General features: G+C 54.0%; 10 protein-coding genes and 1 other annotated feature. Of the genes, 1 reads left to right on the forward strand and 9 read right to left on the reverse strand.

Translation table 11 applies throughout. The features are described 5' to 3' along the window. Positions 1 to 106: 106 nt before the first annotated feature. The 6 genes from ilvD to folP all read right to left on the reverse strand — a co-directional run bounded on the left by ilvD (position 107) and on the right by folP (position 7,784). On the reverse strand, positions 107 to 1,759 hold the full coding sequence (gene ilvD / locus NOS26_RS02900) for a dihydroxy-acid dehydratase (protein WP_014015282.1): 1,653 nt from the start codon (positions 1,757 to 1,759) through the stop codon (positions 107 to 109). 17 nt (positions 1,760 to 1,776) lie between these two features. Next, positions 1,777 to 2,280: an acetolactate synthase small subunit gene (gene ilvN / locus NOS26_RS02905; RefSeq protein WP_014015283.1), complete on the reverse strand. Its 504-nt coding sequence runs from the start codon at positions 2,278 to 2,280 to the stop codon at positions 1,777 to 1,779. Next, a complete protein-coding gene (ilvB, locus tag NOS26_RS02910) occupies positions 2,277 to 3,974 on the reverse strand; it encodes a biosynthetic-type acetolactate synthase large subunit (RefSeq protein ID WP_255917237.1) in 1,698 nt (565 codons plus the stop codon). The genes ilvN and ilvB overlap by 4 nt, the downstream gene beginning before the upstream one ends. Positions 3,975 to 4,119: 145 nt before the next feature. Beyond that, positions 4,120 to 5,130 carry a ketol-acid reductoisomerase gene (gene ilvC, locus NOS26_RS02915; RefSeq protein WP_014015285.1) on the reverse strand — a complete coding sequence of 337 codons (1,011 nt, stop codon included), beginning with the start codon at positions 5,128 to 5,130 and terminating at the stop codon, positions 4,120 to 4,122. A 90-nt stretch (positions 5,131 to 5,220) separates the two neighbouring features. Then, positions 5,221 to 5,462 (reverse strand) — a binding site (T-box leader). A 141-nt stretch (positions 5,463 to 5,603) separates the two neighbouring features. After that, positions 5,604 to 6,839 carry an ATP-binding protein gene (locus NOS26_RS02920; RefSeq protein WP_255917238.1) on the reverse strand — a complete coding sequence of 412 codons (1,236 nt, stop codon included), beginning with the start codon at positions 6,837 to 6,839 and terminating at the stop codon, positions 5,604 to 5,606. A gap of 108 nt (positions 6,840 to 6,947) precedes the next feature. Then, positions 6,948 to 7,784: a dihydropteroate synthase gene (folP, locus tag NOS26_RS02925; protein WP_036202567.1), complete on the reverse strand. Its 837-nt coding sequence runs from the start codon at positions 7,782 to 7,784 to the stop codon at positions 6,948 to 6,950. 505 nt (positions 7,785 to 8,289) lie between these two features. Here folP and ygiD point away from each other — a divergent pair. Further along, positions 8,290 to 9,063, forward strand: coding sequence for a 4,5-DOPA dioxygenase extradiol (ygiD, locus tag NOS26_RS02930; protein WP_255917239.1), 774 nt, complete (start codon positions 8,290 to 8,292; stop codon positions 9,061 to 9,063). A 423-nt stretch (positions 9,064 to 9,486) separates the two neighbouring features. Here ygiD and NOS26_RS02935 read toward each other — a convergent pair whose 3' ends face one another. Genes NOS26_RS02935 through NOS26_RS02945 form a run of 3 tightly spaced genes read right to left on the reverse strand, consistent with a single transcriptional unit; the run spans position 9,487 to position 15,154 of the window. After that, entirely contained in the window at positions 9,487 to 12,483 is a 2,997-nt protein-coding gene (locus NOS26_RS02935) for an AAA family ATPase (RefSeq protein WP_255917240.1), read from the reverse strand. A gap of 5 nt (positions 12,484 to 12,488) precedes the next feature. After that, a complete protein-coding gene (locus NOS26_RS02940; protein WP_022497649.1) occupies positions 12,489 to 13,754 on the reverse strand; it encodes a DNA repair exonuclease in 1,266 nt (421 codons plus the stop codon). Beyond that, positions 13,754 to 15,154: a PLP-dependent aminotransferase family protein gene (locus tag NOS26_RS02945; RefSeq protein ID WP_014015291.1), complete on the reverse strand. Its 1,401-nt coding sequence runs from the start codon at positions 15,152 to 15,154 to the stop codon at positions 13,754 to 13,756. The genes NOS26_RS02940 and NOS26_RS02945 overlap by 1 nt, the downstream gene beginning before the upstream one ends.

Genomic DNA, 15,154 nt, shown 5'->3' on the forward strand with positions numbered 1-15,154 from the left:
CACAGTATGTTTATAAATGCAGAAAAAGAAACCTCCTGCCCCAGAAGGGAATTCTCCGAAGTTCCGAAGAAGCCCTGCCGGGGCAAGAGGTGAAATCAAAGACGGTTTATTTCATGACAGCGCCGGTGTTGGCAGACGTGACGAGTTTGGCGTAGCGGGACAGATAGCCTGTCTTGACTTTCGGTTCCGGCTGTTTCCATTCAGCCTTGCGTTTTGCCAATTCTTCGTCGCTGACTTCCAGTTCCAGCTTACGATTGGGGATATCGATGGAGATAGTATCCCCGTCGTGTACCAGGGCCAGCGGACCGCCTTCCATGGCTTCCGGCGAGATATGGCCGATGCAGGCGCCACGGCTGGCACCGCTGAAGCGGCCGTCTGTCAGGAGAGCGACTTTCAAGCCCATACCGGTGATGACAGCTGTCGGGTTTAGCATTTCGCGCATGCCCGGGCCGCCTTTCGGGCCTTCGTAGCGGATGACGACGACGTGGCCTTCTTTGATTTCACCGCCGATGATAGCGGCAATAGCAGCTTCTTCCGAATCATAGCATTTAGCCGTGCCCTTGTAGACCAAAAGGTCCGGTTCGACGGCACTTTCTTTGATGACCGAACCGAGGGGAGCCAGGTTGCCTTTGAGGACGGCAATGCCACCTTTATGCATATAAGCATCTTCGACGGAATGAATGACTTCGTGGTTGAGGATCTTCGCGTCTTTGATGCGGTCGCCGACCGTACCGGTAATGGTCTGGGCATCGGTATGGATGAGGCCTAATTTAGAGACTTCTTTCATGACGGCGCAGATGCCGCCGGCTTCATCGAGGTCCTGCATATGGTAGGTGCCGCCAGGGCTCATCTTGCAGATATAGGCGGCCTTACGGCTGATTTCGTCAAATTCGTCGAGCGAGAGGTCGACGCCGGCTTCATGGGCAATAGCCGGTAAATGAAGGGCCGTATTGGTCGAACCACCGATAGCCATGTCAACGGCAATGGCATTTTCAAAAGCTTCGAGAGTCATGATGTCGCGCGGTTTGATATCCTTGCGAACCAAATCCATGACGACCTGGCCAGCTTTCTTAGCCAGCATGCGGCGCAAGCCCGTGTAGGCAGCCGGAATGGTGCCGTTGCCGGGAAGGCCCATGCCGAGGACTTCGGTCATGCAGTTCATGGTGTTGGCCGTGAACAGACCGGAGCAGGAACCGCAGCCCGGGCAGGCCTGAAATTCCATCTGGTGCATTTCTTCCGGCGTCATCTGGCCCGATTCCACTTTACCAGCGGCTTCGAACATGGTGCTGACGCTGATGTTCTTGCCGTTGTGGCGGCCGGCGAGCATAGGACCGCCACTGACGACGACGGTCGGGATATTGAGGCGGCCGGCAGCCATGAGCATGGCCGGTACGATTTTATCGCAGTTCGGGATGAGGACCAGGCCGTCAAAAGCATGAGCTGTCGCTACGGCTTCGATGGAGTCGCAGATCAATTCGCGGCTCGAAAGGGAGAAGCTCATGCCGCGGTGGCCCATGGCGATGCCGTCGCAGACGCCGATGGACGGAAATTCAATCGGTGTACCGCCGGCAGCGGCTACGCCGAGTTTGACAGCTTCGGCAATATCGCGTAAATGGATATGGCCGGGAATGATTTCATTGAAGGCATTGCAGATGCCGATCAACGGCTTCTGTAAATCTTCGTCACTATAGCCCATAGCGTGGAACAAAGTACGATGGGCGGTTCGGGTAACGCCCTTTTTAACAACATCACTGCGCATGGTATTCATCCTTTCTCTTACATATCTTTAACAGCTTCTTCGCCGCGAGACAGGGAAATCTGGCCGGTCCGGGCAATTTCAATAATATCATAATCTTTCAGCATTTCCAGAAGGGCCTCGATATGGTCTTCCCGGCCCGTCAGGCGCAGGACCAGGGAACGGCGCTGGACGTCGACAATCTTGGCGTTGAACAGCTGAGCGATATTTGTCAATTCTTCGCGGGTCTGGGGCGTCGGGCTCTTGACTTTGATCATGGCCAGTTCGTAGCTGACGAAAGGCGCGTCGTCGAGATTGACGACTTTGATGACGTCGATGAGCTTGGCCAGCTGGTTGACAGCCTGGTCGAGTTCCCAGCGGTTTTCGACGGAAACGACGATATTGATCCGCGTGACGTCGGCTTCTTCAGTATAGCCGGCGTTGATACATTCAATATTGATGGCTCTGCGGCTGATCAGGCCGGATACGTGGGTCAATACGCCCGGTTTGTTGTCGCAGAGAATGGCGATATGTTGTCTCATCATTTCCCTTCACCTCCCAACACCATCTGGTCCAGGCGCTTGCCGCCGGGAACCATGGGATAGACATTTTCATCGGCCGGAATGAAGACATCGAGCAGTGCCGGACCTTCTGTCTGGAACAAGTTTTCTACGGCTTTCGCCAATTCTTCCGGCTTGTGGACAGCTGTCCCAGGAACGCCCATCGATGTGGAGACAGCCGTTAAATCGGGGTTATCCCCGATCAGCGATTCGGCACAGTGGCCATTGTAAAACATGCGCTGCCACTGATTGACCATGCCCAGTACATTGTTGTGGAGGACGATGGTCTTGACATCGACACCATATTTATGGAGGGTTGCAAATTCCTGGCAGTTCATCATGATACTGCCATCACCAGTGAATAAGACGACTTTCGACTTGGGACAGCCTAATTTGGCGCCCATAGCAGCCGGCAGGCCATAGCCCATGGTGCCTAAGCCACCAGAGGTGACGAAGCGGCGGGGCTTGTTCAGGTCAAAGAACTGAGCCGCCCACATCTGGTGCTGGCCGACGTCGGTGACGACAATCGTGTCATCATCAGTCCATTTCTGGACTTCTTCAAAGAGCTTCTGCGGTGAAACGGCATCGGGAAGGTCCCGCGTGGCGAAGGGATGAGCGGCCTTCATATCGAGGACGAAAGTCCGCCATGCTTCGTAGCGGTCAGCCAGGTGCGTTTCATGGGCCGCCAGCTTTTCGTCGAGGAGCGGCAGGGACCAGCGGAGGTCACCGTTGACGCTGATGTCAGCGTGGACGATCTTGTTGATTTCTACTTTATCGATATCGAAGTGAACGATCTGCGCGTTCGGTGCGAAATTTTCGACGTCGCCTGTGACACGGTCGTCGAAACGGGCGCCGATAGCGACTAAGAGGTCGCATTTGGTAACAGCCATGTTGGCCGCATAGGAGCCGTGCATGCCGACCATGCCCAAATGGGCGTCATACGTGTCGGGGACGCAGCCCTTGCCCATGAGCGTCGTCACGACAGGGACATGCATTTGCTGGACAATGTGTTTCAACCGATCCGACATGTTGGAAAGGACGACGCCGCCACCGGTAAGGATGACCGGGCGCTTGGCCTTTTCAATGGCTTCGACAGCGCGGTCGACATCGGTTTCACGGCCGACGTGACAACCTTGATAGCCGCGCAGATGAACTTCTTCGGGATATTCAAATTCAAAAGGTGTATCGAATACATCCTTGGCAATATCGACAAGGACCGGCCCGGGCCGGCCTGTAGTTGCGATGTAAAAGGCTTCTTTCAAGACCCGGGGCAATTCCTTGACGTTCTTTACTAAATAGTTGTGTTTCGTAATCGGTGTGGTAATACCGGAAATATCAGCTTCCTGGAAGGAGTCGCGCCCGATGAGAGGCGTAGCCACCTGGCCGCTGATGACGACGAGAGGAATGGAATCCATGTTGGCCGTGGCAATGCCGGTAACCATGTTGCAGACGCCAGGGCCGGACGTAGCAAAGCAGACACCGGGCTTACCCGTGGCACGGGCATAGCCGTCAGCGGCGTGGACAGCTCCCTGTTCGTGTCCTGTCAGGATATGGGGAAATTTGGCTTTATATAATTCATCATATAACGTCAGGACAGCCCCGCCGGGATAGCCGAAGACGACTTGTACCTGTTCACGTTTCAAGCATTCGATCACTGCTTGTGCTCCGGTCATTTTCATCTCATTCACCTCATCATAAAACATAACGCATACTTACAAAGAAGCTATTCTTCACTCAACCCGCTTCTTGGGTTTGATGTCTGATGTTTGATGTTAAAAGTTATATCCAACTTCAAACACCAAACATCAAACTTAAAACTATCTTTTAGTCGTTCTGGTCGTTGTTGTGGAGCCACGGCATCATAGCACGGAGTTTTTCGCCGACCTGTTCGAGCGGATGTTCAGCGTGCTGACGGCGCATAGCGAGGAAGTGAGCGCGGCCGCCGGCTTTGTTTTCGAGGAGCCAATCTTTGGCGAAGGCGCCGGACTGGATGTCGTTCAAGACTTCTTTCATGGCTTTCTTCGATTCCTGGGTTACGACACGCGGACCAGCGGTGTAATCGCCATATTCAGCGGTGTCGCTGATGGATTTGCGCATCTTAGCCATGCCGCCTTCATACATGAGGTCGACGATCAATTTCATTTCATGGAAGGTTTCAAAGTAAGCGATTTCCGGCTGATAACCAGCTTCGCAGAGGGTTTCGAAACCGTTGGTGATGAGCTGGCAGATACCGCCGCAGAGGACTGCCTGTTCACCGAAGAGGTCCGTTTCCGTTTCTTCCTGGAAGGTCGTCTGGATGACGCCGGCACGCGTACCGCCGATGCCACGGGCATAAGCCAGGGCGAGGTCGAAGCATTTTCCGGAAGCATCCTGTTCAACAGCGAATACGTCGGGGACGCCGCCGCCTTCTACGAATGTACGGCGGACGAGATGGCCCGGGCCCTTCGGAGCGACCATGAAGACGTCGACATCAGCCGGCGGAACGATCTGTTTGAAGTGAACGTTGAAGCCGTGTGCAAAAGCGAGAGCACTGCCGGATTTCAAGTTCGGAGCGATTTCCGTTGCATATACGTCAGCCTGTTTTTCGTCCGGAATGAGGACCATCGTGACGTCAGCATCTTTGACAGCTTCGGCAACGGTCTTGACTTCGAGGCCGGCTTCTCTGGCTTTAGCTGCCGATTTGCTGCCTTCATACAAGCCAACGACAACGTCGACGCCGCTGTCTTTGAGGTTCAAGGCATGAGCATGACCCTGGCTGCCATAACCAACGACAGCCACTTTTTTGCCTTTCATAACGTCCCAATTTACGTCTTGATCATAAAATACTTTTGCCATAATAACATCTCTCCTTGAGTATAAAATAATTTATCTCGTTGGGATTTAGAGATTCGTCGAAAGAGGCCAACAAAAAAACTCCGCCCCTCACTGAGGGACGGAGTACTATTCCGCGATACCACCCTGATTCCCGGTGCATTGCTGCAACCAGGCTCTCTACAACGTACCAACATACGCGTTTCCTATAACGTGGAAAAATCGTCAGTGCTTAATCTTGCTTCAGCACTTCTCTTCGGGGATGATTTTCAATCGCCATTCATTACCGGCTCGCACCAGCCGCCGGTTCTCTGGGAATGTCCGGACGAACTACTCTTTCCCGTCATCAGATTTCACTATATGCTTTTGCGAGCCGTTATCGTTGCGGCCCGTTTGAAAAGCTTGAACACATTCTACAAAAACCTGCGCCGTTTGTCAATGGCTTTGGGGAAATTTTCCGAAAAAAGTTTGGTTAAACGTTTTTCTACCTAAAATCATTAAGCCCGACGATTGCCAAGATACCATTTCACAAACTGCTGGGCAATGCGTCCATTGCGGCCGGAGTGTTCCATTTCCCAGCGGACGCCTTCGACGCGCAGTTCTTCCGGATCCAAGGTAATCCCGGCTTTTTTCAATTCATGGGCAATGATCTGCAAGTATTCGTCCTGTGTCGGTGCCGAGTAATGGAGGATGAGGCCGAAGCGGTCCGACAGGGAAATGGATTCGTTCGTGCTGTCGTCGCGATAGACTTCATCCAGTTCATCATTGCGGTCACGCCACGTTTCCTTCAAGAGGTGGCGGCGGTTGGACGTCGCATAGATGAGGACGTTCTTCGGCTGCGGTGTGACGCCGCCGTCGATGGCCGATTTGAGATATTTATACTCTTTTTCATTTTCATCAAAAGATAGGTCGTCGAGGAAGAGGATGAACTTCTTGCTGCCGATGTCACCGAGCCGTTCCATGAGCTGCTGCAGGTTATGGAGCTGGCCGCGCTGGACCTGGATGAGGCGCAGTCCCTGTTCGTGATAGCGGCAGACCAGGGCCTTAACTGCCGTCGACTTGCCTGTCCCGCGGGAGCCCGTCAGGAGGACGTTATTGGCTGCCCGGTTGGCCAGAAAGGCCGTCGTATTGGCCAGGAGCTTTTCCTTCTGGGCCGCATAGCCGATGAGGTCATCCCATTCGAGATGCGGGAAGTTTTCGATGCCGATGAGGCTGCCGTCGTCGCCGATACGGAAGGCCATGAACTGAGCCAGTTTGCCCCGACCATAGACTGCATAATGATGCAGTAAAGCCTTGGTCGCTTCTTCCGGTGTCGATGCCGTCATGAGAGCCGTTTCCAAAGTCTGGACATAGCCATAGACTTTGGGGACAGCCGGCTCATAGTTGTCGAGGAAATCGACATCGAGGAAATCCGAAGCGGACTGTTGCAGATACGGCCAGAGTAAGGTCATGTCCAGCAGCAGGGCCTTGGTCATGCCCGTGCCGGCCTTCCCCGACCGTTCGATGGCTTCGGCAGCGACGGTATTGCCTTCCCCCAAGAGGTAGAGGAAATACTGGCGCAGGATGTTGCCGCTGAGGCCCAGCTGTTCAGCCCGTTCCAAAAGGACAGCCGCTGCTTCATGCTTGCCAAAGGGATTATCCCCCTGTTCCTGGACCGCCAGCAGTGCCTTGATGACGGAATCATTTAAAAAATTGCGGCACACGACGAGGCCGCGCAGACTCTTATTTTCCATATGAAAACCTCCCCATAACCCTTTACATATTGGGGCTATTATACCGCCGCCAGGCCACGGTGGTCAAGGAAGTTTCGTCATATTTATACGGTAAAAGGTTTTACTCAACTACTTTTCCGGACGCAGGGCGTCGGCCATCTTGCACATGCGGACGATGGGTTTGACATCGTGGACCCGGACAATGGTGCAGCCTGCCAAAACGCCGGCTACACAGGTCGTCCCAGTCCCTTCCATCCGTTCCGTCACCGGCAGGTCCAGGATCTTGCCGATGAAGCCTTTCCGGCTCGTTCCCAGGAGCATGGGATAAGGCAGGGCCGTCAGTTCCTGCAAATGTTTCATAACGTAGACATTCTGGTCAAAATCCTTGCCAAAGCCGATGCCCGGGTCAGTGATGATCTGGTCCTGGCTCATGCCTGCCTGGTCAGCAATGATGGCCGAGCGGATGAAAAAGCGTTTCATATCTTCGATGATATCGTCGTATTCCGTACCCTCCTGGTTATGCATGACGACGACAGGGACGCCGTATTTGGCGGCGACAGCAGCCATCTTCCCCGGTTCCGGCGCGTATTGGAGGCCCCAGATATCATTCATGATATGGGCGCCCGTACTCATGGCATATTCAGCCGTTTCCGCCTTGTACGTATCGACAGAAATGGGCACTGGGCAGGCTGCGACCAGGCGCGGCAAAATCGTTTCCAGCCGGGCGATTTCTTCAGCTGCCGAAATCGGCGTAAAGCCGGGACGCGACGATTCAGCACCGATGTCGATGATATCGGCGCCGTCAGCTACCATCTCTTCCATATGCTTCAAGGCCACATCGACGTTATTCCATTTCCCGCCATCCGAAAAAGAATCGGGCGTATAATTGAGGACGCCCATGACCAGCGTCCGTTCCCCAACGGTCAGCGATTTTCCATCTTTCCAATGATAATGACGAACTTCCATGCTAATTCCTCCCAACAAAAAAAGAGATAACGAAGGCGCCCAAAAGGACGCACAGTCGTTATCTCTAAAAACTCAAGTCCGTAACCTGTACGTTACCCGTCCATTATAACAAAAGAAGCGTATCCTCACAAGTAAACGAAAAATCCTACTACTATACTAGTTGAAATTATGAAATAGAACGCATTATCGGATATGCCCTTAGCAGTATCGGCCACGTTTTCAGTGCTTCTAACATCACAAAATACTTGAAGAGTGAACATCGAAAAGTTTCTAACGATACCGTAATAAAGACATAAAGGACAATTACCCCAAATACGTCGTTTCTATGGATGAACTCGACTTTAGTCACGATGGAATCCAACACTATAACATTCGTAAATTTTTGCAGCTCCCCCATGATTTATTAAATATGTGAAAAATGGAAGTTTGTTGACGTAAAGTAACTTCATGATATACTAAAGATGGTTTTATCTTTATGGTTCTATGCAAAGGGGGATTCATCATAATGAAAAAAACGCCTGTTATCTTCACCGGTCACGGCAGTCCGATGCTGGCTATCGATGAAAACGATTTGACGCGTGAAATGCAGCGCGTCGGCGCAGACGTTCTAACCAGCGAAGACAAGCCCAAAGCCATCCTGGCCATCTCGGCCCACTGGTATGTCCCGGGCACGTACATCCAAAGTGCCAAAAAGCCGCGGCAAATCTACGACATGTACGGCTTTCCGGAAGAACTCTATCAGCTCCAATACCCGGCCAAGGGCTGCCCGAAACTGACCCAGGACGTCTGCCAGCTTTTGGGCAACGCCGTTTCCATCGACGATTCCTGGGGCATCGACCACGGAACATGGAGTGTTATGGTCCATATGTTTCCTAACACGCCCATCCCAGTCGTCCAGCTTTCCGTAAACAGCCTGTTTACGCCGGACCAATGCTTCGCACTCGGCCAGAAACTCGCCCCGCTCCGTGAAGAAGGCTATCTCATCTGGGCCAGCGGCAACATCGTCCACAACTTGCGCCGCGTCGAATGGAACAAGCGCGGCGGCTCTGAAGCGGCCAAACATTTCAACCAAGACATCGTCGATAACGTCACAAAGGGCAACCTCGACGCTGTCATCCACTACGAAAACCACGAACACGCAGCCTACGCCGTGCCGACACCGGAACACTACCTGCCCCTGCTCTATTGCCTGGGCGCAGCCGGAACGGACAAAGCTACGCCATTCAATAATACCTGTACCTTGGGATCCATGGCTATGACCGGATTCGTCTGGGCGTAAAAAAAGGGCTTGTCGCATGACGACAGGCCCTTTTTGAGTTGTTAGTGGCTAGTGATTAGGGGTTAGCGGATGGTTTTAACTTTAAAAGCCCTCGGCTCGTGGAAATGGCCGTGGTTCGTAGTTCGTAAAAGCCTGCCATTATACCAGAATGGGCGGTAATGGAATTTCTCAGCGGGCTGCCCTTTGGGACAGCCCCTACGCACAAGGCCACAGGCCGTATATTTTTTTGCAGTCTGCAGGACTACAGCGACCGGCCACCTGCGAATTGCGGCTTGCGTTTATTTTTCGTCGCCTGTATGCGATTCCGTAGGGGACGCCTAAAAGGCGTACCGCCGTGAATCCTGTGCATAGCCGGAATTTAAGTTGAAAATTTGATGTTGATGGGGATGGTTTTAATATCAACCCATCACGATGAACGATGAACTACAAACGATTGGCGAACTCTTTGATGGTCCCCTTTTCGATTTCGAAGAGGTGAATCGTGTCTGTTTCTCCGGCCAGTTGTTTTTGGACTTCTTCGGCCAGTTTCAAGGTGGCGTCGGAGCAGGTAAACAAGAATATCTGTTCTTTTTTGCCCAGGGAGGCCAGGAACTGGATAGCTTCTTTCTGGCGTTGTTCGTCGAAGCGGACTAAGATGTCGTCGAGGATGAGCGGCATCGGCTCGATTTGTTTGGAGAAGGCCATGGCCAGACTGATGCGGATGGCCAGGTAAATCTGGTCGCCCAAGCCACTGCTCCACTGTTTTTCCGGGACGCGGCGCTGGCTGCCGTCGACGGCAAAGAGCTGTTTGCCATCCAGGCTGGCCTGCAACGTATAGCGGCCCTGGGTCATGAGGTTCAGGTATTCGCCGGCCTGGCGGATGACGACGGGCTGACGGACCCGTTCGTAATATTCCTGGGCTTGTTCCAGCATGTACTGGGTATACATATTGGTCAGCCAGTCGTCGACAGCCCGGTCCAGTTCAGCCTTGCGGTTCTGTTTGGCCTGCAGGAGCTTACCGTATTCGTCGGTCTTGGCCATCTGGCTCAGGCGTTCGATGATGCTGCCCCGTTTTTCAGCGACTTCAGCCAGTTTCTTTTCGGCATCGGCAATCTTTTTCTGGTAGTAATCGCGTTCGTCCGTCCAAGTCTTCAAAGTGTGTATCTTCAATTCATGGCGCAGTTCGGACAGGTTCTTCGGCGTCTTGGCGATGAGGCGGATATGGGCTTCGGTCTGGTCATAGACTTCTTTATACTGATGGAACTGACGGAAGCGCAGGACTTTGCTGCGAAATTCCCCTTCCGACTGGGCTCCCGTCGCCTTGAGCAGTTCCTGCTGCTGCTGGATGCGCTGCTGCCGTTCTTCACCAAGGCTGACAATCTGGCTTTCCCGTTCTTTCTGCTGGCGGTCCTGTTCTTTCGCCACTTCAGCCTGGACGCGGATATCCTGCCACTGTTTATAAATGGCTTCGACGGCATCCGGTGACACGGTCTGTTTGACACCGACTTCGCGGAAAATCTGTTCTGCCGTATCGCTCCAGCGGGAAATGGCTCCTTTTAATTCCATCTTGCGCCGTTTCCAGTCCGATGCAGCCGTCGTCACGTCATGCCACGTATCCCAGGCTTCTTTCGCCTTGGCCACATCCGTCGTATCGAGCTTGCTGAAACTGGATTTTTGGCGCCAGCCGTCCCAGGCACTTTCACAGGCCAGGAGCTGTTTCTTGCAGGTATTGCCATCGGCCTGCCATTTTTCATAGATGGCGTCATACATGACTTTCTGTTCTTTCTGCCAGGCGTTCTTCGTTTCCCGGGTCTGCCAATCCAGGTACTGTTTGCGGACGGCATCCAGTTCCTGGAGCCAGCGTTCATTCGATTCATCCGTGCTGAGGGTAATTTCCGCTTCCTTGGCCAGGTCGCCGATTTTCCCGTTGACGCTGGCCAGCCGGCCTTCGATTTCCGCGATTTTACGGGGAATCCGGTCGGCACCCGTACTCTGGCGGACTAAAGAAATGACGGCGATGACGACGCAGGCTGCCGCTCCGCCGAGGCCTACAGTCGAATCGAAGTGACCCATGTAGACGGCAGCGACGCACAGGGCGGCCAAGACCAGGAAGGCGACGCCGACGAAGGTAAAGGCCTTCGACGAACTGGCCGGTTCCGTTTTCAGCCATTCCAGCTGTTCCTGTATCTTCTGGCGTTCCATGACGACATTCTGGATTGTCGCCACAGCGGTCCCGATGACTTCCCATTCGTCTTTAGTCTTTTCAGCCGCTCCGTCTTCCCCGTCTTGGGACGAGACGTTCTTCGGCTTATCGGCCTTCCATTTTTCTAGATCCTGCCGGCTGTGGTCGAGGGCGGCGGCTGCCGAAATCCCCTGGGTCCAGTTGACGGCGGTCGGAATATCCTTACCATCGGTCCAGGTTTTGAGCAAATCGGCTTGTTTCGTGCCTTCAAACTCCCAGTCCATTTCCTTATCTTCATGGTCCGAGAGTTCGGCCAGGCCTTGTTTCCATTCGCCGACGTGATGATACATCTCATCGAGCTGGGGGCCGCAGGCCAGCCAGCGGTTCCACGATTCCTGGAAAGCCGGGCCTTTGCGGCTCGTCGCCTTGAGTTTGCGGACCTGGTCGTCGATGGCTTTAATATTTTGTTCCAGTTCGGCCCACTTTTGAGCGCCATCAGCGGGGAACTGGGAAACGTCTGCCAGGGCCTGCATGTGCTGCAAGGCATCCTGGCCGCGCTTATAGACATCCCAGGCGGCAATGGGCATGGAAATCCGTTCAATCTGCTGCTTCGATTCTTCGATGTCCAGGCGGATGCGGTTTTCGATTTCGTGGGTCGTCTGTTCCGTTTCCTGCAAGCTGGCAAATTCATCTTCATCGTAAGCCATGCCGTTGATGCGGCGGTCGAAATCTTTCTGTTCATTGAGCAGGGAGTTGATGGGCTTCTTGCCCTGCGGCGAAGCGACCAGGAGATCCCCCATGTGCTTGGTCACTTCACTGCGGGCCATCCCCATGCTGACGCCACCTTCGATGCTGAAGAAATGGCTGCGCACGGCTTCATTGGATAGGATTTTAAAGCCCTGCAAGTCTTCCAGGCCCATGGCAAAAATTTTATCATACGTCTGGCGGTCCAGTCCGTGCCACCACAGGTCTGCCGGTTCGTCCTGAACCTTCTGGCTGCCGTCAGACAGGAAATATTCTTTTTCATTGCGGACGATCCGGTATTCTTTCCCGTCTTCCCGGCGGATACCCATGCTGCCGAAATAGCCTTTCCAGTCTCCGCGCAAATAACCGAAGAACATGGACCGGACATATTTCATGAGCGTCGTCTTGCCGCTTTCGTTGCGGCCGTGCATGACGATCAGGCCGTGTTCCGGCGGATTCCAGCTCACACCATGGTAAATCCCGAAATCATCCAAATGCATCTCTGTAATCTTCATACTGCTTAACCTCTTCTATGTTCCAGCAATTTCTGTACGCCAAGCCATTTGGCTTTCTCGAACGTTTCCAGCAGTCGCTCATCCGTCAATGCCCGGCCATACGTGCCGAGGCGCTCAAATTCCGGACGGCTCATAAGGATATCCCTCAAAGCCTTGACTTTCTCTTCAGGAGCCAGCTTTTCCAATTTGTCGAAGACGTTCAGATAGTCGCCGACGGAGTCTGGCAGTTTGCTTCGTTCACCCAGGTTCATCTTGGGCCGGGCCAGGTTGCGCAGGCGTTCGACCATGACAAAAGCGTATTTCCCCTGTTCTTCTTCGCGCCAGCTGTCCAGCCAGTACTGCGTCGCTTCGGGATTGTTGAGGACGTGGTACATGCTGCCGGAGCCGGTGAAATTGACTGTCAGGAAGGTCGGCTTGCCGATATTGCGGCGCACTTTTTCCTTGGCAAAGCGGACAGACTCGCGCAATTCCGACACCGATTCGATGCCGTCGATAGCAAGGTCAATGCTTTCCCAGCGGACGATGCTCGTATCAATAAATTCCAGGTCCGTCGTCCCATAAGGGCCGACTTCGACGTAATAGCAGCCCCGCGGCCCCGTTTCGGTACAATCCAGGCCCTGCGGGTTGCCGGCATAGACGATATATGGCTTTTCACAAAGGATTTCATGCTTATGGATGTGTCCCAAGGCCCAGTAATCCATGCCGCATTCCTTTAAATCTTCCAAGGTACATGGCGCATACGTCGATTCCCGGCTGCCGACCTGAGTATGGAGCATACCGATAGAAAAACGGTCACCAGCGGCACGGTTGAATTTCCAGGCCAGGTTTTCCCGCTGTTCGCTCTTAGCATAACTCTGGCCATAAATAGCCGCCACTTCTTCGCCATCGACGACGAGGGGCACCCGTTCAACCGATTCCGTCGGGAAGATATGGACATTGGGCGGAAAGGGAATCTTCGCCTTCCACGCTTCCAGCGGGTCGTGATTGCCCAGGACGGCAAAGACTTGTATATTATTTTGTGCCAATTTATGCAAGAGGCGCACGTAATCGAGCTGTGCCGTCAAGTTGTGATCGGCACTGGTGTAGACATCACCCGTGATGAGGACAGCGTGGACTCGTTTATCAATGGCCATCTGGACGATTTTCTGGAAGGCCCGGACAGGCGCTTTCCCGACGATACGCTGCCACCGTTCATCAATGGCGGCAAGGTTATGGAAGGGACTCCCTAAATGAAGATCACCGCATTGAATAAAACGCAAACTTTTCGCCATTAGTATCCTTCTTTCTCTGACCATGCCCCATGCAATGCCGCAACGGCATCGCGGAGCTTGCAGCTGGGAATTTTTGAAAATGACAGGAGAAATTCTTTATCCGTTTCCTGCGACGGTGTTTCGTAAAAAGACTTCATGGATAAGACACGACAGCCTTGCTGTTCCGCCCGGCGACGCAATTCTTCTTCCGGAAGAGGGCTGTGCAGGCGGATATGGCAGTACACGCCGGAAACCAGGCGCCCTACGACGATGTCGCTGCCAAAGGCTTCGACCAGGAGTTTCCCTAACAGTTCCCCTTTTTCCTGATACTCCTTGCGCAATCGCCGGACCTGGCGGGAGAGTTCCCCGCTGTCGATATATTCAGCCAGTACGCATTGTTCCGGCACCGAAGCGCCCTGGCGGAACAGGCCGCGCCGCTGCTCATAGAGGGGCATGAGCGGTGGCGGCAGGACCATATAGCTGAGGCGGATAAAAAAGGGCAGTACCTTGGACAAGGCGCCCATGTAGACGACGCGGCCCTGACGGTCCAGTCCTTGCAGGGCCGGGACAGGCCGGCCATAGTAGCGCAATTCGCTGTCATAATCGTCTTCGATGATCAGGCCATCCGTCTTTTCCGCCCAGCGCAGCAGGCGGTGGCGGATACCGGCCGGCATGACCGTCCCCGTCGGGAACTGATGGGACGGGCTGACGTAGACCAGGCGGACGCCGCTGGCTTCCAGGGCATCGACGTGGAGCAGGCCGCCGCTGATGGGAATGGGCACGATGGAATAGCCGCTGTTGCGGAAAATCTCCCGTCCCAGGCGGAAGCCCGGGTCTTCGACGCCGATGCAGGTATATTTATCATGGAGCAGGTTGGTCAGAACTCCGAGGAGGGAAATCGTCCCGGCGCCGATGATGATCTGCGACGGATCGGCATGGACGCCACGCGTTTCGTAGACGTAGCGGCTCAAAGCCCGGCGCAAATCGGGGACGCCCTGGTCATCGTTGGCCGCCAGCAGGCGGTCTGGTTCTGATAAAATCCGATTCATATATTTCCGCCAGATGTCGAGGGGGAAGCGTTCCAGGGCCATATCGCCGCTGGCAAAATCATAAGCATAGACGGGACGACGGCTGGCCTCGCACAAGACCGGCGCCGCTGCATCCGCTGGCCGCGGCTCCAAGCCTCCCAGGGAAGCCACTTCATAGCGAGCCTTATGACGGCGCAGGATATAACCTTCACTGGCCAGCTGGTAGTAAGCCTTTTCGACGGTCATCTTGCTGATACCCGCTGCCTGAGCCAGTTCGCGGACCGAATCGAGGCGCATACCGGCTACCATCCGGCGTTCCTCGATTTCCCGGCGATAATACTCATAGATTTGTACATAATAAGGTTTGCTAATAGATTTATCGAGTTGCAGCAT

This window comes from Megasphaera sp. SC8-1, assembly GCF_024436295.1.
Classification (GTDB): Bacteria; Bacillota; Negativicutes; order Veillonellales; family Megasphaeraceae; genus Megasphaera; species Megasphaera elsdenii.

What these genes read in the sequence shown, in the direction of transcription:
- ilvD (WP_014015282.1), bottom strand. Translation starts at nt 1,759, where the DNA reads ATGCGCAGTGATGTTGTTAAAAAGGGCGTTACCCGAACCGCCCATCGT.
- ilvN (WP_014015283.1), bottom strand. Translation starts at nt 2,280, where the DNA reads ATGATGAGACAACATATCGCCATTCTCTGCGACAACAAACCGGGCGTA.
- ilvB (WP_255917237.1), bottom strand. Translation starts at nt 3,974, where the DNA reads ATGAAAATGACCGGAGCACAAGCAGTGATCGAATGCTTGAAACGTGAA.
- ilvC (WP_014015285.1), bottom strand. Translation starts at nt 5,130, where the DNA reads ATGGCAAAAGTATTTTATGATCAAGACGTAAATTGGGACGTTATGAAA.
- NOS26_RS02920 (WP_255917238.1), bottom strand. Translation starts at nt 6,839, where the DNA reads ATGGAAAATAAGAGTCTGCGCGGCCTCGTCGTGTGCCGCAATTTTTTA.
- folP (WP_036202567.1), bottom strand. Translation starts at nt 7,784, where the DNA reads ATGGAAGTTCGTCATTATCATTGGAAAGATGGAAAATCGCTGACCGTT.
- ygiD (WP_255917239.1), top strand. Translation starts at nt 8,290, where the DNA reads ATGAAAAAAACGCCTGTTATCTTCACCGGTCACGGCAGTCCGATGCTG.
- NOS26_RS02935 (WP_255917240.1), bottom strand. Translation starts at nt 12,483, where the DNA reads ATGAAGATTACAGAGATGCATTTGGATGATTTCGGGATTTACCATGGT.
- NOS26_RS02940 (WP_022497649.1), bottom strand. Translation starts at nt 13,754, where the DNA reads ATGGCGAAAAGTTTGCGTTTTATTCAATGCGGTGATCTTCATTTAGGG.
- NOS26_RS02945 (WP_014015291.1), bottom strand. Translation starts at nt 15,154, where the DNA reads ATGCTGCAACTCGATAAATCTATTAGCAAACCTTATTATGTACAAATC.